The sequence below is a fragment of the Bacteroides sp. AM10-21B genome (assembly GCF_003472565.1).
GTDB classification, from domain to species: Bacteria; Bacteroidota; Bacteroidia; order Bacteroidales; family Bacteroidaceae; genus Bacteroides; species Bacteroides propionicigenes.
In genome coordinates this window covers 402831-424033 of sequence record NZ_QRME01000002.1, presented here as the reverse complement: position 1 = coordinate 424033, position 21203 = coordinate 402831, and the positions used below count along the sequence as shown (strand labels likewise).

The following is a 21203-nucleotide window of genomic DNA, read 5'->3' as shown; positions in this document are numbered from 1 at the left end:
ATCCTTTTTTCTTCTATGATTTACACACAAAAGCTACAGATTAACCAGAACATATTATACAGAGAATAAAAGAGTATGAAGAGTAGATTAGTATTATTGGCATGTTGCCTGGCGCTGCTCAGCAGTTGCGGACAAGGCGACAAAAGCACGGGCAAAGCACCCGAATTTGCAGTGATTGCAGTAGAAACTACCACTGCCAACTTGACAAACAGTTATCCGGCTACTATTAAAGGTAAACAAGATGTGGAAATTCGCCCGATGGTGAGCGGTTTTATCACCAAGTTACATGTGGACGAAGGTTCCGTTGTACGTAAAGGACAAGTTTTGTTCAGTATCGACCCTGTGCAGTACCAAGCTGCTGTAAACTCTGCCAAAGCTGCGGTTGAGACAGCAAAGGCTGCTGTAAACACACAAGAACTTACAGTAAACAACAAGCGTACACTGAATAAAAAGAATATCATCAGTGACTACGACTTGCAAATGGCTGAAAACCAACTGGCACAAACCAAAGCACAACTGGCACAAGCAGAAGCACAATTAGTCAATGCCAAAAATAACTTGTCGTATACCAGTGTAACAAGTCCCAGCGACGGTATTGTAGGTACTATCCCTTACCGTGTAGGAAGCTTGGTAAGTCCCTCTATGGCTACTCCGTTGACTACGGTTGCCGATATCTCTGAAATGTTCGCTTATTTCTCTATGACCGAAAGACAACTTCTGGAGCTGATACGTGAGGGTGGCAGCATTAAGGACATTTTGGCAAAGATGCCTCAGGTGCAACTGCAACTGATTGACGGCACCATGTATGCCGACAGCGGACGTGTGGAAACCATCAGCGGTGTCATCGACCAGACTACGGGTGCGGTGAATATGCGCGCCCTCTTCCCCAACAAACACAATATCCTGCGCAGCGGCGGCACGGGAAATGTAGTATTTCCCAATCCCATGGAGAACGTGATTATGATTCCGCAGTCGGCTACCACAGAGATACAAGACAAGAAGTTCGTATTCGTAGCGCAACCCGACAATACACTGAAAAATACCGAAATCAAGGTGTTCAGCTTGAATGACGGCAAGTACTACTACGTTACCGATGGTTTGAAGACAGGTGATAAGATTGTGATAGAAGGTGTACAAAACTTGAAAGACGGACAAAGCATTACTCCTATCACTCCCGAAGAGAAAGAGGCTGAATATCAAAAAGCCCTCAAAGACCAGAAAGAAGGTAATATCCAAACTGCGTTCAATTAACGTTTAACGCCCCTAATCACTAAAATAACATGAAATTAGATAGATTTATTAATCGTCCGGTACTATCTACGGTAATCTCTATCCTGATAGTAATCCTGGGACTTATTGGTTTGGCAACACTGCCTATCACCCAATATCCGGACATTGCACCCCCAACGGTGTCGGTACGCGCCACCTATACCGGTGCCAACGCCCAAACGGTGTTGAATTCTGTCATTGCACCGCTGGAAGACCAGATTAACGGTGTGGAGAACATGATGTACATGACCTCCAACGCCTCCAATAACGGTTCCGCCGATATTTCCATTTACTTCAAACAAGGTACTGACCCGGATATGGCGGCCGTCAACGTACAGAACCGTGTTTCCATGGCTCAGGGTCTGCTGCCTGCCGAAGTAACCAAAGTCGGTGTAACCACGCAGAAACGACAAACCTCCATGCTAATGGTATTCTCTATTTACGACGAGAAAGACCAGTACAGCATCGAATTCCTTGAAAACTACGCTAATATCAACCTTATACCGGAAGTAAAACGCGTAAACGGTGTGGGTGACGCCAACGTACTCGGTATGGACTACTCCATGCGCATCTGGCTGAAACCAGACGTAATGGCGCAGTATAAGCTGATTCCCAACGATGTAGCTGCAGCATTGGCTGAACAAAATATCGAAGCCGCTCCCGGTCAGTTCGGCGAACGCGGCAACCAGAGTTTCCAATACACTATCCGTTATAAAGGACGCCTCCAACAACCGGAAGAGTTTGAGAATATCGTTATCAAAGCTCTTGAAAACGGTGAAGTGCTCCGTATGAAAGACATTGCTGACATAGAACTCGGTCGTCTGTCTTACAACTTCAACAATACGGTAAACGGGCATAAGGCAGTATCCTGTATCGTATATCAGATGGCAGGAACCAATGCAACACAAACCATCAGCGACTTGGAAAAAGTACTCGATGAAGCATCCGAAACATTGCCTTCAGGCTTGAAAATCAATATCGCACAAAGTGCAAACGACTTCTTGTTCGCTTCTATTCATGAAGTAGTCAAGACTTTGATTGAGGCGTTTATTCTTGTGTTCATCGTAGTGTATATCTTCCTGCAAGATATGCGTTCTACATTGATTCCCGCCATTGCCATTCCGGTAGCGTTGATTGCAACATTCTTCGTATTAAAACTAATTGGATTCAGTATTAACTTGCTGACGCTTTCGGCCATGGTGCTTGCCATTGCGATTGTGGTGGATGATGCCATAGTCGTCGTCGAGGGAGTCCATGCCAAGCTCGACCAAGGATATAAATCGGCAAGGACCGCATCCATCGACGCCATGAGCGAGTTGGGCGGCGCCATCATCTCCATCACATTGGTAATGATGTCAGTGTTTGTGCCGGTGAGCTTTATGGGCGGTACTGCCGGTACGTTCTACCGACAGTTCGGTCTTACAATGGCTATCGCTATCGGTTTCTCCGCATTGAATGCTTTGACGCTGAGTCCGGCCTTGTGTGCCATCTTCTTGAAACCGCACAACAGTGATGCCGGCGTAAAAGAGCGCATAGGCGTCGCAACCAAAGAAGCCCGCAAAATCATGTTGGCGCGTTATGCCGACTCTATGGGTAAAATGATGCGTCCCGGTCTGACGTTGCTCTTTACTACAATTGCCATTTTAGGCATGATATTCGGCTTGTTCAGCTTTGAAAACCACCCGGTACTTTGTCTCGTTATGATTGTAATCAGCGTATTGGCATTGGCGGGTATGACTACCGACAAGTTCAAAAACTCTTTCAATGCCTCTTATGACTCCATTCTGGGCAAGTACAAGAAGCAAGTGCTCCGTTTCATCCAGAAGAAATGGCTGTCCGGCGGTATTGTTGCAGGTTCCATTGTCCTGTTGATAGTCTTTATGAACATCACCCCGACGGGTATGGTTCCCAATGAAGATACCGGTACTATCATGGGTGTGGTAACACTTCCCCCGGGCACATCGCAAGAACGTGCCATGGAGGTACTGAACCGTGTGGACAGTCTGGTTGCGGCCGACCCGGCAGTAGAATCACGTACCGTAATCTCCGGCTTCAGTTTCATCGGCGGTCAGGGACCTTCTTACGGTTCGCTCATTATCAAGCTGAAAAACTGGGAAGAGCGCTCCACTATGCAAAATTCAACGGTCGTTTACGCTACCCTCTATATGCGTGCACAGAAAATTATCAAAGAAGCACAGGTATTGTTCTTTGCTCCGCCTATGATTCCGGGTTATTCGGCATCCAGCGACATCGAATTGAATATGCAGGATAAAACCGGTGGTGACCTCAATCACTTCTTCGAGGTGGTCAATAAATATACCGCCGCATTGGAAGAACGCCCGGAAATCAACTCTGCCAAGACCAGCTTCAACCCTAACTTCCCGCAATATATGCTGGATATTGATGCGGCAGCCTGTAAGAAAGCCGGCCTCAGCCCAAGCGACATTCTCAGCACCATGCAGGGATACTTCGGAGGTCTTTATGCTTCCAACTTCAATAGCTTCGGTAAGATGTACCGTGTCATGATTCAAGCCGAGCCGAACGCAACCAAGAATCTGGAGTCACTCTCCAGCATCAAGGTACGTAACGGTAACGAAATGGCCCCCATTACGCAGTTTGTCTCCATCAAGAAGGTATATGGTCCTGACATCATCAGCCGTTTCAACCTTTATACATCCATGAAGGTGATGGTGGCTCCCGCCAGCGGCTACACTTCCGGTCAGGCTCTGGCGGCTATTGCGGAAGTTGCCAAAGAAAGTCTGCCGACAGGTTTCGCTTACGAACTTGGCGGTATGGCACGTGAAGAGGCCGAAACCAGCGGTAGCACAACCGGTCTGATTTTTGTGCTCTGCTTCGTATTCGTTTACCTGTTGTTGAGTGCGCAATATGAAAGTTATATCCTTCCGCTTTCCGTATTGCTCTCCGTACCGTTCGGTTTGTTGGGCAGCTTCCTTTTCGTCAGCGGTATAGGCTCGTTGGGAAATATCCCTGCACTGAAAATGATTTTGGGTACGATGTCCAATGATATTTATATGCAAATTGCCCTCATCATGTTGATGGGTCTGTTGGCCAAGAATGCTATCTTGATTGTAGAGTTTGCCCTCGACCGCCGTAAGATGGGTATGAGTATCACTTGGGCCGCCGTGCTGGGTGCAGGAGCCCGTCTGCGTCCTATCTTGATGACATCTTTGGCTATGATTGTCGGTCTGCTTCCGCTGATGTTCGCTTCCGGTGCAGGCGCCAACGGTAACCGCACATTGGGTACTTCCGCCATCGGTGGTATGTTGATTGGTATGATATTGCAGATATTCATTGTTCCCGCCCTGTTCGTTGTTTTCCAATACTTACAGGAGAAGATTAAACCTATGGAATGGGAAGATGTGGACAACTCGGATGCAGAGCCCGAAATTGAACAATACACAAAATAAATGAAGGATGAAGGATGATGAATGAAGAATTTACCTTGCGAGATAGCTGTATGGCGCAACTCATTCATTCATCATTCTTCATTCTTCATTCATCATTAAAAAGAACGATTATGAAGAAAGAAATAATAACTCTGATGTGCGCAACTGCTTTATTGAGCAGTTGCCATATCTACAAATCATATGACAGACCCGAAGATATTACTGTGGAAGGTCTGTATCGCGACACCGTTGCCGGGGGCGATACGCTTGCCGCAGATACCGCCAACTTCGGTAATCTGCCGTGGAAGGAAGTGTTTACAGACGCTAAGTTGCAGACGCTTATCGAGCAGGCATTGACCAATAATGCCGACCTGCGTAGCGCTGCACTGACTGTAAAACAAGCTCAGGCAGCGTTAATGTCCGCACGTTTGGCTTATGCCCCGATGCTGGCTCTCTCCCCGCAAGGCACAGTAAGCAGTTGGGACAAAGGCAAGGCTACACAGACTTACTCGCTCCCGGTAACAGCAAGCTGGCAGATAGACCTGTTCGGCCAATTGCTGAACCCCAAACGCAAAGCGCAGGTTTCTCTGAAACAGACGCAGTTCTATGAGCAAGCCGTACAGACACAAGTGATTGCCAATGTAGCCAATATGTACTACACATTGCTGATGCTCGACCGTCAGCTGCAAATCAGTGAAGGCACTTGTGACATTTTGAGACGTAACCTCGAAACCGTAGAAGCGATGAAAGATGCCGCTATGGCAAACAGTGCGGCTGTAGAGCAAAGCCGTACCGCCTATGCGCAAGTAATGGCTTCCCTGCCCGACATACGCCAAAGTATTCGCGAAACGGAAAACGCATTGTGCCTGATGCTGAACCAACCGGCACAAAGCATTGCCCGCGGCACTTTGGAGGAACAGCAGTTACCGTCTGAATTCTCCACAGGCATTCCTTTGCAACTGCTATCAAACCGTCCTGATGTGAAAGCCGCTGAAATGTCGTTGGCCGCAAGCTATTACGATACCAACAGCGCACGCGCCGCATTCTATCCGCAGATTACATTAAGCGGTTCTGCCGGATGGACCAACAGTGCCGGTTCTGCTATCGTCAACCCGGGCAAGTTACTGGCATCCGCTATCGGTTCGCTGACACAGCCGTTATTCTACCGCGGTGCTAACATAGCCCGTCTGAAACAGGCAAAAGCACAGGAAGAACAAGCCAAAATTCAGTTCCAAACCACCTTGCTCCAAGCTGGAAACGAAGTAAGCAACGCCTTATATCAATACCAAATGACTTCAGACAAAGCGGTTTCACGCGAAATTCAAGTGAATTCTGCCCGTAAAGCAGCGGAAGATACAAAAGAATTGTTTAACTTAGGCACGTCAACCTATCTGGAAGTCTTATCTGCCGAGCAGTCTTACCTCAGTGCACAGCTTTCGGAAGTGGCCGACACCTTCGACCGTATGCAGTCCGTAATAAGCCTGTACCAAGCGTTGGGCGGAGGAAGAGAGAAGTAACATAAATGAAGAATGAAGAAGAATGAATTCTTCATTAAAAAGTCATTCAAAATTGGAAAACATGATTAGTCCATTAGCATCGGTAGATTCTACCGCAAAAATCGGTAAGAACGTAACCATTCAGCCTTTCGCTTACATCGAGGGAGATGTGGAAATCGGTGATGACTGTGTGATTATGTCAAATGCAAGTATCCTCAAGGGTACTCGTTTAGGTAAAGGAAACAAGGTACATCATGGCGCCGTACTGGGTAGTGAGCCACAAGATTTTCATTATACGGGCGAAGCAAGCCGGTTGATAATCGGTGACAACAACGATATTCGTGAAAACGTTGTTATCAGCCGCGCCACGCACGAAAGCGGATGTACGCGCATTGGCGATAACAACTATCTAATGGACGGTGTGCATCTCTGCCACGACGTACAGATAGGCAATCACTGCGTATTGGGCATCAAGAGTACGGTAGCGGGCGACTGCCGCATAGATGACTGCACAATTCTGAGCAGTAACGTCATCCTGCATCAGAATTGCCACATAGGCAGTTGGGTGCTGATTCAGGCAGGTTGCCGCATCTCAAAAGATGTACCGCCATATGTCATCATGAACGGTAATCCGGCAGAATACCACGGCATCAATGCAGTGGTACTTCAACACAAGCATGAGGTTACCGAGCGTGTCTTGCGCCATATCGTAAATGCTTACCGTCTGGTATATCAAGGAAACTTCAGCATACAGGATGCTTTGCAGAAGATTGAGGATCAGGTTCCGATGAGTGATGAGATACACAACATCATCAACTTTATCCGTGACTCGAAAGGGATTGTTAAGTAAGATTCAATAACAAACTTTTTTTTAATAGAAGACGCATTATCTGTTCTGCCCGAACAGATAATGCGTTATATATAAATACATCCTCCTACTCGAAACGCAACGCCCCGAAGAACTCCGGACAATGGAAATTCGGTTTCTCCAAACCGATAGGGTTCCACGACAGGAAGTGGGGAGTCTGCAACTTATCACCGCACTTATAGAAGTTGGCACGGATAGCCTTACCATCCAGCGAGGTAATATTGTGCAAGAAGAAAGCGGAATAAGGTATCACCAATGCCACCTCCCAATTACACTCTCCTACCCGTTCCTCAAAATCCTCACGACCCAAGGAAGACCAACGTTGCACTTTATCGAGTATTTCCTGTGACGCATGCTGGCGGTTGGAACGTTCCGCCCCAGCACCGATAAGCAATCGGCCCGCACAGTTACATTCCATATTATAATACACCCCGTCTCCGGCAGGAACAGAGAAAAACTCCACACAGGCATCTTCCCAAACCGGGCCGTTGTCTTTGCCTGCTACCGCACGCACACTGGCTTCTTTCACTTTAAAGTGAAGCAAAATGGCATCATCCGTATGGGCTATACGGAACTTCACGTCCGGGCAATATGGAAACGCCGTCCAGTTCACTGTATTGATTGGCTGAAAAGCCACTTTTTCTTCATCCAAAAGAGCCGGAACCGATTCTACCGGTATGCTTGCCATGCTCACTTTCTTGACATCCAATTCTTTCATTGTCTTATTTTTAGGAGTTAATGCAAATAAGGGCAAAGCGCAGCAGCCTATTACTGCCGCCGTCAGACACCTTTTTAAATGCATGAAGCTATGAATTTCTGCATTTCCGGAGTATGTTTCTCTACGCTCTGCAGCAATTTGAATTGTGCTTTTGTGCGTACCAGATTATGTTCCGGATACTGAATCTTATAATATGTATCGCCATTAATGTAGTCCGCAAGGAAACGCACACACTGCATATAGGGGAACAAAGCGGCTGCATAGGGCAAGTTCTCTATCTCTATCGGCAGCAGGAAAGATTTGGCCGACTCCAGATAGCCTTTTGTGAAAGCCTTAAATATTTCCATATTGAAATTCACATTGGCAAGTTCCTTGTCATCTTCCAATCCGGTATTGGCTCCCGAACGCAGGAAGTCACCGAAATCGGAGAATACAAAACTGGGCATCACTGTGTCAAGGTCGATGACACAAAGCACATTGCCGTTTTCATCAAACATCATATTGTTGACTTTCGTATCGCAGTGGCAAACACGCTTGGGCAACTTGCCTTCGCGGTGCAAACGTTCCGCCTTGCACATTTCATCGGCACGGCGTTCTATCTCATCCAGAAAATACTGAACTTCCTTTACACGTCCGGCAGCGTCAGCCGCAACGGCATCACGAAGCTGCTTCAAACGGAACTCCATATTATGGAAATCGGGAATCGTCTCACCCAATTTATCGGGAATATCGGCAAGCATGGCTTGGAAATTACCGAAAGCCACACCGGCATAGTAGGAATATTCGGGATTGACTGTCTCGTATGTCTTGGCATTGGGAATAAACACCATGACACGCCAATAGTTCTCTCCGTCAAACCAGTAAGTCTTTCCGGTATCGGCAGGAAGGAAATGAAGCACTTTGCGCTCAATGTCCTTCTCGCCTTTTTCTTCCAGTTTCTTGCGGATATGGGTCGTTACAGCATTGATATTGGCCTGCAACATTTCCACATCTTGAAAAATGGCATGGTTGATACGCTGCAATACACAGTCGGGAACATCGGCTTCAAGAGTGGTTACTCTATACGTGTCATTAATGAGTCCGGAACCTAAAGGTTTGATTTCTTGAACCGTACCCTTTAATTGGAAATGAGATACGATAGATAAAAGGTCTTTCATGATAATTATAGATTAATTTAATGGTACAAATATACGTTCTTTATCACATACAATCCGTTTATAATTGTTCGATGAATATCCAAAAATATACATTTAAACAAATATAACCGCAAAAACCAAATAATAAATGAGATTATTTGTACAAAATATTTATATATTTGTGACTGAAACCTTAAAAATAACTCAACGTGCAAAAGCTTGTCATCAGATTATTCCTCATTTTAGCGAGCGTAGCTTTCGTAAATGTACATGGACAGAATATCACCTTTAATCATCTTACCACCGACGACGGACTATCACAATTTTCCGTAAACAGCCTGTATGTCGATGAGAACGGTATATTATGGATTGGTACGCGCGAAGGGCTGAACCGCTACAACGGAGAAGACATAAAGACCTACAAACTGCAGAAGAATGACCCTAACAGCCTTTTTTGCAACACAGTACTGCGTATTGTGGGTAATCATAATGAAAAGATTTACCTGCTATGCACCGAAGGAGTAGCCGAATTCGACCTTGCCTCTCAAAAGTTCACCACTCTGCTGCAAGGCAATATCAACAGCATCTACTACAATAACGGCCTTTTCATCGGCAAAAAGAACGAAGTATACCGCTACAATGAAGAAACTGGAAACTTCGACCTATATTATCAACTGTCCGCCGGAAATCTGGAAATCTTTTGTATGCACATTGATAAAGGTTACCTTTGGATGGGTACTACCACCAACGGTGTGTATCGCCTGAACATTGATAAAAAAGAATTGACACACCCCATCCGGAAAGGGAACATCACCAGCTTCTATCGGGACAGTGAAGGAGAGTTATGGATTGGCAGCTGGGAAGAGGGTTTGTTCCACGTAAAGGCAGACGGAAAAATCGAAAACTTCAAGTACGACGCCAAGAACCCGCACAGTCTTTCCTCAAACTTCGTAAGGGCATGCTGTGAGGATAATCTGGGCAACATATGGATAGGAACTTTCAACGGATTGAACCGTTACAACAAAAGCACCGGCTTGTTCCAGAACCATACCGCCAATGACATACAGGCCGACGGCCTTACCCACTCTTCCATCTGGTGTATTGTAAAGGACAACCAAGGTACGCTATGGCTGGGAACTTATTTCGGCGGCGTCAACTATTTCAATCCCGAGTATGAAATCTACACCCGTCACGCCTACTCTTCCAATGAAAAGAAAGGCTTGAGCAATCCGGTCGTGGGACGTACCATCGAAGATAAAGACGGCAACCTATGGATTGGAACTGAAGGCGGCGGCCTGAACTACTATAATCGTCGTACGCGCGAATTCAAGTGGTATCGCCCGCAGGAAGGACGAAACAGCATATCACATAACAATGTGAAAGCGCTCTACTACGATGCCGACAAAGAAATTATATGGATAGGCACTCACTTGGGCGGCCTCAACAAGCTGGATATACGATCGGGACATTTTACCCATTACCGCATGGAAGAGAACAACCCGCAAGCTCTCCCGTCAGACATCATCCGCGACATCACTCCCTACAAGAACCGCCTGATTATAGCAACCCAGAACGGAGTATGTCTCTTTGACCCTGCCAACGGAAAGTGCCAACAACTGTTCAAAGACAGTAAAGAGGGAAAATCTATTAAAATGGTAGCGGATGTCCTGCTCGACTCGAAAGGTACGCTATGGATTGCCGCCACCGGAGAGGGCGTCTTCAGTTACCGTTTCGACACCCACAAACTGACAAACTACCGCCATGATTCCGCCAACCCGAACAGTCTCAGCAATAATAATGTAAACAACATAATGCAGGATAGCAAGGGTAACCTCTGGTTCTCTACTTCGGGCAGCGGTCTGGACCTCTATCGCCCTGCAAGCAATGACTTCGAGAACTTCGACAAAGAGAAAAACAACCTTGCCACCGACTGTATCTATGAGACACAGGAGTCCACCACCAGCGGCAAATTACTGCTCATCACCAATCAGGGCTTCTCCATCTTTGACTATCGGAACAAGGATTTCAAGAATTACAGTGCCGAAAACGGCTTCCCGCTGACAGCCGTCAATGAAAATGCACTCTGCGTGACCCGTGACGGCGAGATTTTTCTGGGTGGCGTGCAGGGTATGATTTCCTTCCATGAGATGGAACTGAATTTTACTCCGAAGCCTTATAAGATTGTCCTTTCACGTCTCATCGTAAACGGACAGGAAATACACGTAGGAGATGAAACCGGGATATTGCAACGCTCTCTGTGCCATACCAAAGAGATTACACTCAACGCAAACCAGAGTATGTTCAGCATAGAGTTTGCCACCTCCAACTACATACCTGCCAACAAAGACGACATCATCTATAAACTGGAAGGATTCTCCCATGAATGGACCAACACGCGCGGACTGCGTTCCATCACCTATACCAACCTGAACGCAGGTACTTACACCCTGCTCATCAAACCGGAAGGAAAAGACGAAAGCCTTTGCCCGCAAGTGCAACTCATCATCCACGTATTGCCGCCATATTACAAGACAACGCTTGCTTACTTTATATACCTTATTATAATAATAGCCGTTTTGTGGTATCTGGTACGTACCTATAAATCGAGAATTAAACTGCGTGAATCTCTGAAATATGAACAGAAACATATTCAGGACGTAGAAGCGCTGAACCAATCCAAACTGCGCTTCTTCACCAACATCTCGCACGAATTCCGTACTCCGCTGACTCTTATCGTGGGTCAAGTGGAGACTTTGCTGCAATTACAGAATTTCACACCTGCCGTTTATAACAAGATATTAGGTATTTACAAAAACAGTATCCAATTGCGCGAACTGATTACCGAATTGCTCGACTTCCGCAAACAGGAACAAGGCCATATGAAAATTAAGGTCAGTCCGCACAACATCGTAAACTTCTTGTACGAGAACTATCTATTGTTCCTCGAATATGCCAGTTCAAAACGGATTAACTTCAATTTCGAAAAAGAGACTGATGAATTGGAAGTGTGGTACGATCAGAAACAGATGCAGAAGGTTATCAACAACCTTCTATCCAATGCCATCAAGCACACAGAAGAGGAAGACACCATAACCCTTAGCGTAAAGAAAGAGGAGAATAACGTCATAATCCGCGTAAAAGATACGGGAAGCGGTATCGACGCAAAAGAAATAGACAAGATATTCGACCGCTTCTATCAGATAGATCCGGTAAACTCCACAAGCGCCGGTAAGAGCGGTACAGGTATCGGGCTGGCCCTGACCAAAGGTATCGTAGAGTTACATCACGGCAATATCCGCGTAGAAAGTGAACTTGGTAAAGGTACAAGCTTCATCGTGACCCTGCGATTGGGCAATGACTTCTTTGACGAAGAGCAAATCAACCAAAATCCGGACTGCGTACACCAGATTGAAGTGCCCAAACCGGAAACAGATGCTTTCCTGAAAACCGAACTGGAAGAGAATGCGCCTATCAAGCGTATTCCGGACGCCAAGATGCTGATTGTAGAGGACAATGACTCCATTCGCGAAATGCTTGCCAATATCTTCAGACCATTCTACCAAATACTGACGGCTTCCAACGGAGAAGAAGGTTGGGAAACGGTACGCAGTGAAATGCCCTGCATCGTGGTGAGTGATGTGGTTATGCCCAAGATGTCGGGAACAGAATTGTGCAAACTCATAAAAACCGACTTCAACACCTGCCACATTCCCGTAGTATTGCTAACCGCACGTACTGCCATTGAACTGAACATTGAAGGCCTGCGCATCGGTGCGGACGATTATATCACCAAACCATTCAATACAAACCTGCTGATATCCCGCTGCAACAACTTGGTAAACTCACGCATCCTCTTGCAGGAGAAGTTCAGCAAACAGCCACAAACGGCCGCACAGATGCTCGCCACCAACCCGATAGACAAGGATATTCTGGATAGAGCCATGACTATCATAGAAGAACATCTGGACGATACGGAATTCAATGTCAATGTCTTTGCGAGGGAAATGGCAATGGCACGCACCAACCTGTTCACCAAGCTAAAGGCTATCACCGGACAAACTCCGAATGATTTCATACTGACTATCCGCCTAAAGAAAGGCGCCCTGATGCTGCGCAACAATCTCGAACTGAACATCACCGAGATTTCCGACAAGATAGGATTCAGTTCTTCACGCTATTTCAGCAAGTGTTTCAAAGACATCTATCATGTCAGCCCGCTCGCCTACCGCAAAGGAGAAGAATCCGACAAAGAGGAAGAAGGAGAAGAATAGACAATACATCTTTTGGACTTTTTCATGCTTCTGTGTGTACTATTCTATACACAGAAGTCGAAAAAGAGCCCATATCTTTGGACACAGAAATCAAACTTTAAAGTCCAAAGACTATGAAACATTTATCTAACCTTTTACCGTATCTTCCAAGCGCGGTACTTTTGATAGGCTGTGGAAGCTCCTCTAAACAGGAAGCCCGGAATGATTCATCGCAGAAGCCGAATGTAATCTATCTCATCGCCGATGACTTGGGTATTGGTGACCTTAGCTGCTATGGCGCCACTAAAGTAAGCACTCCGAATATCGACCGCCTTGCCGGCCAGGGTATGCAGTTTACTAATGCTTACGCCACTTCCTCCACAAGTACCCCCTCCCGCTTTGGACTGCTGACAGGTATGTATCCATGGAGACAAGAGAACACCGGTATCGCGCCGGGTAACTCTGAACTGATTATCGATACAGCTTGCGTTACGATGGCAGATATGTTCAAAGAAGAAGGCTATTACACCGGAGCCGTCGGCAAATGGCATCTGGGACTGGGTCCCAAAGGCGGAACAGACTTCAACCGTGAAATCAGACCAAATACACAGGATATAGGCTTCAACTACGAGTTCATCATTCCCGCCACAGTAGACCGTGTGCCTTGTGTTTTCGTAGAGAATGCTCATGTTGTAGGTCTTGACCCTAAAGACCCTATCACCGTCAATTACGACCACAAGGTAGGCGACTGGCCCACGGGGCTTGAAAATCCCGAATTAGTGAAAATGAAACCCAGCCAAGGGCATAATAACACCATTATCAACGGTATTCCCCGCATTGGCTGGATGACCGGCGGCAAATCCGCTCTTTGGGTGGACGAGGACATCGCAGATGTCATTACCGACAAGGCTAAAGACTTCATCGTTTCACACAAAAACGAACCTTTCTTCCTATATATGGGTACGCAGGATGTTCATGTTCCCCGCGTTCCTCATCCACGTTTTGCAGGGAAGAGCGGCTTAGGCCCGCGTGGTGACGTTATTTTACAGTTGGACTGGACGGTTGGTGAAATTATGCACACCCTCGACAGCCTGAATATTGCCGATAATACAATCTTCGTATTATGTAGCGACAACGGCCCTGTCATTGACGACGGTTATCAAGACCAAGCCTTTGAACTACTGAACGGGCACACTCCGATGAAACATTATCGCGGGGGCAAATATAGCGCATTTGATGCCGGAACCCGCATTCCATTCATTGTCCGCTGGCCGGACGGAATCAAACCGGGTAAGCAGCAGGCTCTGTTCTCCATGATTGACGTATATGCCTCATTCGCAACTTTACTGAATCACCAACTTCCCGCAGGTGTTGCTCCCGACAGCCGCGACCAACTCAGTAACTTCCTCGGTACAGACACCATCGGATGCGACTATGTGGTACAACAGAATTTGAATAATACCTTATCTATCATTCAAAATAACTGGAAGTACATTGAACCAAGCGACAAACCCGCATTGGAATATTGGACTAAAATGGAAATGGGAAATAATCCCGAACCCCAACTTTATAACTTATCTATCGATCCTTCGGAAAAAAACAATATTGCCGAAGCCCATCCTGATAAAGTAAAGGCACTGTCCACCCTGCTGGAAGAAGTAAAAAACGCAAATAATCAGAAAGTTATAAAGGATGATAAGAAATAGTCAACTGAATCAATAATACAAATCTAATATGCACAATACTTCTAACCTTATTTTTATTATTAAGTAATCAAATAGACCTTAATCAATTTGATTTATGCAAGGGAGAGTGACCGTGAGGTTCCTCTTCCTTTTTTTCATACCTTTGCACTCTAATACAAAACAATAATAATATGAGTTATACACTCCCAATTCATTTCGCTCCACTTCAAGGCTACACAGATGCAACCTACCGACGAGCACATGCCCACATCTTTGGTGGAATCGACACCTATTATACCCCTTTTGTACGCATGGAACATGGTGAGATTCGTCGTAAAGACATACGTGACACAAATAGAGAATATAACTTAGGAGTACACTTAATCCCCCAACTGATTGCATCAAAACCAGATAAATTAAAGCAAATAATGTCCTTTTTCATAGAGAATAGATATAAAGATATAAATATAAATTTAGGATGTCCTTTCCCCATGTTAGTCAAAAGACATAACGGTGCAGGAATGTTACCATATCCCGAAGAAGTAAAAAATTTGCTAACTACCATAATAGAGAACTACCCCCAAATTCGCTTCTCTATCAAACTTAGGTTAGGTTGGGAGAATACAAACGAATGCCTTACACTCCTACCATTACTAAATACACTTCCATTAACGCACATCATCTTGCATCCACGTTTAGGGAAACAGCAATATAAAGGAGAAGTAAATTTAAGCGGATTTGAAAACTTTTATAATGAATGTGACAAACCATTACTATACAATGGAGATTTGCACACTATAGAAGATATACAAACTGTTACCGAACGATTTCCTAAACTAGCTGGCCTTATGATAGGACGCGGTTTACTCTCTAACCCTGCTTTAGCTTGGGAATATCAGCAGGGGGAAAAGTTACCTCTCAAAGAAATTATAGAAAAAGTTAGACTATTGCATACAGAAGTATACAACCACTATAAAGAACAGCTCGAAGGCGGAGAAAAGCAACTATTAATGAAAATGAAAGTTTTCTGGGAGTACTTATTACCAGACAGCAACCACAAAGCCAAAAAGACGATACACAAAGCTACCAAACTGACTGATTACTGGATAGCAATAAATAACCTATTTTCCTCATACAAATAAAACAATTCTCACACACGCAAACACGAATATCCATTTTTTCATATGCAAACGAGTATAATGTCAAATCTCTATTCAAAACGAAACAAGTATCTAATAAAAGACAAATTAAAGAGACTGATATTCAAGTATCTCTTTCATTAATATTACAGCTTTATAAGATGTTCACCCACAAACTGCATGTACAAAATTAGACTATTTACGAACGATTAGATTACATATTTATACTATTAGCTTAATACATTTGCAACGTTAATTTTACACGATGACGTAAAATATAACCTTAATTTATTAATTAAACTAATATTTATGAAAAAGGAACTAATCTTTCTAAAGACATTAAGTATAATATTGCTTTTTGTCTTTTCTGTAACGCGAGTTAATGCACAGGGATTAACTATTACAGGTACCGTAAATGACAACTTTGGTCCTGTAATTGGCGCATCAGTCCTTGTAAAAGGTACAAACAATGGTTGTATAACTGACCTTGATGGAAATTTCACATTATCTAATGTACCTTCCAAAGCAACATTGGTCATTTCATTTATTGGTTATCAGACGCAGGAAATCCCCGTAAATAATCAGAAAAAATTTACAATAAACCTACAAGAGGACGCTCAACAATTACAAGAAGTTGTTGTTGTTGCTGTGGGATATGGTGACGTCCGCCGCAAAGACTTAACAGGTTCTATTGCAAAAGCAGACATCAAAGAATTGACCAAAACTCCTGTTAATAATGTTGCAGAATCTTTAGGGGGACGTATTGCTGGTGTACAGGTTTCATCAACGGATGGCGGTTTAGGAGACAACTTTAATATTGTTATCCGTGGTGCTGGCTCTTTAACACAAAGTACAGCTCCCTTATATGTGATTGATGGTTTTCCGCAAGAAACATCCAATATGGGGTCTTTGAATCCTAACGACATTGAGTCCATTGATGTACTAAAAGATGCTTCTGCCACTGCCATTTACGGCTCCCGTGGTGCCAATGGTGTAGTTATTATTACAACAAAGAAAGGTAAAACTGGAAAACCGACCATCTCTTACAATGGAAGCTTCACTGTAGGTCTTGTAAACAATACTCCTGAAATGATGAATGGATATGAGTTCGTCAAGCTTCAACAAGAAATCATGGGTACAGAAGACTTTACGAATATGTATCTAAAAGATGGTATTACTTTGGAGGATTACCGTAATTTTAAATCCTACGATTGGCAGAAAGAAATTTATCGTACAGCATTAAGTCACAACCATCATGTACTTCTGAATGGTAATGCAGGTGATCTGAAATATTCTACATCAGTTTCTTATAACAATCAACAAGGTGTTATTATCAATTCAGATTTAAGCAGATATCAAGCACGTGTCAATCTGAGCCAACAATTTAATGAGAAATTGAAAATCGATGCTAATGCAAACTTTGCCAGTACGGTACAAAATGGACCTAACCCCTCAACAAATACTTCGTCCATGTCTACAGCATTCATGTACAGTGTATGGGCATATCGTCCTGTATCACCCTCTGGTGCCGATTTGATGGATGAAATCTATGACACTGATATTGATATGGCAGAAGACTACCGTTTTAATCCTGTACTATCAGCCAAAAATGAATATCGCAGAAACATCACTAATACACTACAAGCCAATCTTAGTGCAGAATACGAAATTATTAAAAACTTAAAATTCAAAATAGCTGCAGGTTATTCCAGTCGTGACATAAAAAAAGAAGAGTTTAACGGTCCCAATACACGCACTGGTAACTCTCATCCTTCAAACACACAAAGTAAGGGTATTAATGCCAAACTATATCAATATGAATTCAGAAGCTACCTAAATGAAAATACCTTAACTTATCAATTCAATAAGAACCGCCACAGTATGAATGCGCTAGTCGGTTTAAGCTTACAAAAGAACAGTGACTATGCTCATTCCGTGGCAACCGAACATATAAGTAATGAATCTTTTGGTATGGCAGGTTTAGATAAAGGTACTAACCAAACAATAGAAAGTAATCAAGGAGAAAACAAAATGATGTCCTATTTTGGACGTATTAATTATAATTTTGATTCAAGATATTACATTACTGCTTCCATACGTGCAGATGGTTCTTCTAAATTTCCAAAAAATAACCGCTGGGGCTACTTCCCATCTGGATCTGTAGCATGGGCTTTTGGTCGTGAAGCTTTCATCTCTGAAAACGCATCTTGGTTATCCAATGGTAAGTTACGTATTAGCTACGGTCAAACAGGTAATAACCGTGTAGGAGATTTCGATTACATGGCCCAATTAATAACTAGTGATGATGTATACAAATATCCATGGAATAGCTCTTTTACCCCTGGTTTTCATATCGCCAATAAAGCTAATTCACAGCTAAAATGGGAAACTACTGAACAATTTGACTTCGGTATAGACCTAGGTTTTTTTAACGGACGCATAAATCTAACTGCTGATTATTATATAAAAACAACTAAGGACTTACTTCTCCAAGCTGATGTTCCAGGGAGTTCTGGATTTACAAGTGCAACACTTAATGTCGGAAAACTTGAGAATAAAGGTTTTGAAGTTACTTTGGAAACAATCAATATGAAAAATAAAAAATTCTCTTGGAGTTCCAACTTCAACATAGCATTTAATTCTAATAAGATAACTGCTTTGACAGAAGGGAAAGGAGAAATTACCAGCTATGTAAGTTGGGATAATAAATACAAAACAATGCCTGCCTATATCAGTCGCATAGGAGAATCAGCAGGAAAAATGTATGGCTTCATTTACGAAGGTACATACAAAGAGTCTGACTTTGATATAACAACTGGAGAAAATGGAAAGATGATATATACTCTCAAAGAAGGAATTCCCTCTTATGTAAAGAACTGTCAACCTGGTGATCCCAAATATAAGGATATGCCAACTATAGATACCAATGGTGACGGTATTCCGGACACTGGTGATGGTGTTATCACTGATGATGATCGTACTACTATCGGCAACGGACTCCCTAAATGTACTGGTGGTTTTACTAATAGTCTTACCTATAAAAATTGGGACCTCAGTATTTTCTTACAATGGAGTTTAGGAAATGACATCTTAAATGCCAACCGTATGGTCTTTGAGAATCCAGCTAAAAAGAAGAATACTAACATGTTTGCGTCTTATGCAGGGCGTTGGACCCCCGAAAATTCCAATAGCAATATGCCACGCGCTGGAGCTCTTGGTTCTAATGAATACAGTTCTTTATATATAGAAGACGGTTCATTTTTAAAACTAAAAACAATCTCTTTAGGCTATAATTTCCCTACAGAAATGTTAAAGAAGGCACATATCAGTTCCGCTAGAGTATTTGTTTCCGCAGAAAACATAGCAACTATTACAGGATATTCAGGCTCCGATCCAGAAGTTTCCACACGTAATTCCGTATTAACACCTGGATTTGACTGGTCAGCATATCCCCGCTCATTTAACGCATCTATCGGAGTAAACCTTACTTTCTAACTACAAACGTATAAAATAAAAAAACAATTATGGGAAAATTCTATAATATTTTAAAAAAATCCCTTGTAATCATAGGATTATTTTCTATGGCTTCATGTGACTACCTTGAAACTGAACCTTTCGATTTCGTTTCACCCACTACATTCTATAGAAATGAGTCTGAATGCACAATGGCACTAGCCTCAGTGTATTATCCAATGGCTACCGTTTCTCTTTATGGAAATTTCTATTCAACAGAAATGACCAATATTGATGACTTAAGTTATTATACTCGCAATACAAATTTTGCAGGAAAACTATGGGCAAATGACTATACCAGCAGTACCAAAGAGATTTGGGATATTTGGGCTGAATTATACACTGGAATTAAAAATGCTAATGGACTTCTTGAAAATATAGATGGAGCAGATTTTGATGAAACTAGCAAAAACAGAATTAAAGGTGAAGCGAAGTTTCTTCGCGCTTATTATCATTTCTTACTTGTTCAAGCATTTTATGAGGTTCCTATCCGTAAACAATCTTTAGATGATATCAATGCGGCTAGTATAGCAGCTACTTCTCATACAGAAGCCCTAGATTGGATCATAGAAGAAATGGAAGACTGCCTACCTTTAGTTGACAATAAAGAATATGATAAAAGTCCATCTCACGTAAAAGAAAATACTGTATTTGGTATTCTGGCTCGCGTATGCTTATGGAGAGCTGGAGCTACATCTAACGGAGGAGAACCCTTCTACAAAAAAGCGGCTCAATACGCCAATGAAGTCTATAAGTCAAAAAAACATGATTTAAATCCTGACGTGTATGCCATGTGGAAGTGTATGGCAACAGATAAGTATGATACCAAATATAACGAATCTATTTGGGAGGTAGAATTTATAGGTACTCGCCTTGATAATAACTACACCGAGGGTCGTATTGGTAATACTATTGGCAATGCGCAAAGGAATGGAAATGCAACGGGTAAGGGTTACACCTATGCTTTTTATGCAGGTTCACTGGTTCTTTGGGATTTATTTGAAAAAAATAGTACAGATAAACGTCGTGATCTTTCTATGGCACCTTATTATTTAAATGCAAAAGACGTACAAGTAAAATGGAAAGATCATGAAATCACCATGCGCCGTTGTGGTAAGTTCCGTCGCGAATGGGAAACTGCTGAGACTAAAAACAAAAATTGGACTCCGGAAAACTATCCACTTTTACGTTATGCCGACGTATTACTAATGTTGGCAGAAGCAGAAAACGAAGCAAACAAGCAACCTACAGAGTTAGCTTATACAGCCTTAAATTTAGTACGTAAACGTGCCGGTATTCCTGAAGTAGAAAATCTATCTTATAACCAGTTCCAACAAGAAATCCGTGACGAACGTGCACGCGAACTCTGCTTCGAATCTATACGTAAATTCGACTTGGTACGTTGGGGTATTTATACAAATAGAATGCAGAACGTATTAGGAGCTGCAGCAGCTGACAAACGTTGGAATTCACAAACTCAAGATGATGTTAAAGCGGATAAGACAGGTGGTAAATACAACTTTGCTGGAACCGTTGCAGCCAAAACCGAAGAAAAACATCAATTTTATCCCATTCCCAACAAAGAATTATCAGTGAATACAAAACTAGAACAGAACAAATGGTGGAAATAGCAATAAGGAGTTTATTTTTAAACTCTATTATTGCTTAAGCAAATAGACCTTAATCAATTCAAGTGGTGAGGAATCCTTATGATTCCTCACC

General features: G+C 43.3%; 11 protein-coding genes. 9 read left to right on the top strand and 2 right to left on the bottom strand.

Annotated features, from left to right (window positions below; all coding sequences use genetic code 11):
- Positions 1-75: 75 nt before the first annotated feature.
- The 4 genes from DW121_RS03820 to lpxA all read left to right on the top strand — a co-directional run bounded on the left by DW121_RS03820 (position 76) and on the right by lpxA (position 7022).
- Positions 76-1251, top strand: coding sequence for an efflux RND transporter periplasmic adaptor subunit (locus DW121_RS03820; RefSeq protein WP_117710550.1), 1176 nt, complete (start codon positions 76-78; stop codon positions 1249-1251).
- A 29-nt stretch (positions 1252-1280) separates the two neighbouring features.
- Positions 1281-4697, top strand: a complete 3417-nt coding sequence (locus DW121_RS03815; RefSeq protein ID WP_117710549.1) for an efflux RND transporter permease subunit — start codon at positions 1281-1283, stop codon at positions 4695-4697.
- A 110-nt stretch (positions 4698-4807) separates the two neighbouring features.
- A complete protein-coding gene (locus tag DW121_RS03810; RefSeq protein ID WP_117710548.1) occupies positions 4808-6193 on the top strand; it encodes a TolC family protein in 1386 nt (461 codons plus the stop codon).
- A 61-nt stretch (positions 6194-6254) separates the two neighbouring features.
- The gene (gene lpxA / locus DW121_RS03805) at positions 6255-7022 is read left to right on the top strand and encodes an acyl-ACP--UDP-N-acetylglucosamine O-acyltransferase (RefSeq protein WP_118323074.1); all 768 of its coding nucleotides are present in this window, start codon (positions 6255-6257) and stop codon (positions 7020-7022) included.
- Positions 7023-7107: 85 nt separating this feature from the next.
- On the opposite strand, the gene DW121_RS03800 is transcribed toward lpxA, so the two are convergent.
- Positions 7108-7749, bottom strand: coding sequence for a carbohydrate-binding family 9-like protein (locus tag DW121_RS03800; RefSeq protein ID WP_233555769.1), 642 nt, complete (start codon positions 7747-7749; stop codon positions 7108-7110).
- 83 nt (positions 7750-7832) lie between these two features.
- Complete coding sequence (locus tag DW121_RS03795) at positions 7833-8915, bottom strand: phosphotransferase enzyme family protein (RefSeq protein WP_117710545.1); 1083 nt, start codon at positions 8913-8915, stop codon at positions 7833-7835.
- Positions 8916-9103: 188 nt separating this feature from the next.
- Between DW121_RS03795 and DW121_RS03790 the strand changes: the two genes are divergently transcribed.
- The 5 genes from DW121_RS03790 to DW121_RS03770 all read left to right on the top strand — a co-directional run bounded on the left by DW121_RS03790 (position 9104) and on the right by DW121_RS03770 (position 21112).
- Positions 9104-13165: a hybrid sensor histidine kinase/response regulator transcription factor gene (locus tag DW121_RS03790; protein ID WP_118323072.1), complete on the top strand. Its 4062-nt coding sequence runs from the start codon at positions 9104-9106 to the stop codon at positions 13163-13165.
- A 113-nt stretch (positions 13166-13278) separates the two neighbouring features.
- A complete protein-coding gene (locus DW121_RS03785; RefSeq protein WP_118323071.1) occupies positions 13279-14850 on the top strand; it encodes a sulfatase-like hydrolase/transferase in 1572 nt (523 codons plus the stop codon).
- Between the two features lie 170 nt (positions 14851-15020).
- Positions 15021-15971, top strand: a complete 951-nt coding sequence (locus DW121_RS03780) for a tRNA-dihydrouridine synthase family protein (protein ID WP_118323070.1) — start codon at positions 15021-15023, stop codon at positions 15969-15971.
- 306 nt (positions 15972-16277) lie between these two features.
- Positions 16278-19463 (top strand): SusC/RagA family TonB-linked outer membrane protein, encoded by a 3186-nt coding sequence (locus DW121_RS03775; protein WP_118323069.1) that lies wholly within the window; start codon positions 16278-16280, stop codon positions 19461-19463.
- 29 nt (positions 19464-19492) lie between these two features.
- Positions 19493-21112: a RagB/SusD family nutrient uptake outer membrane protein gene (locus tag DW121_RS03770; protein ID WP_118323068.1), complete on the top strand. Its 1620-nt coding sequence runs from the start codon at positions 19493-19495 to the stop codon at positions 21110-21112.
- Positions 21113-21203 lie beyond the last annotated feature (91 nt).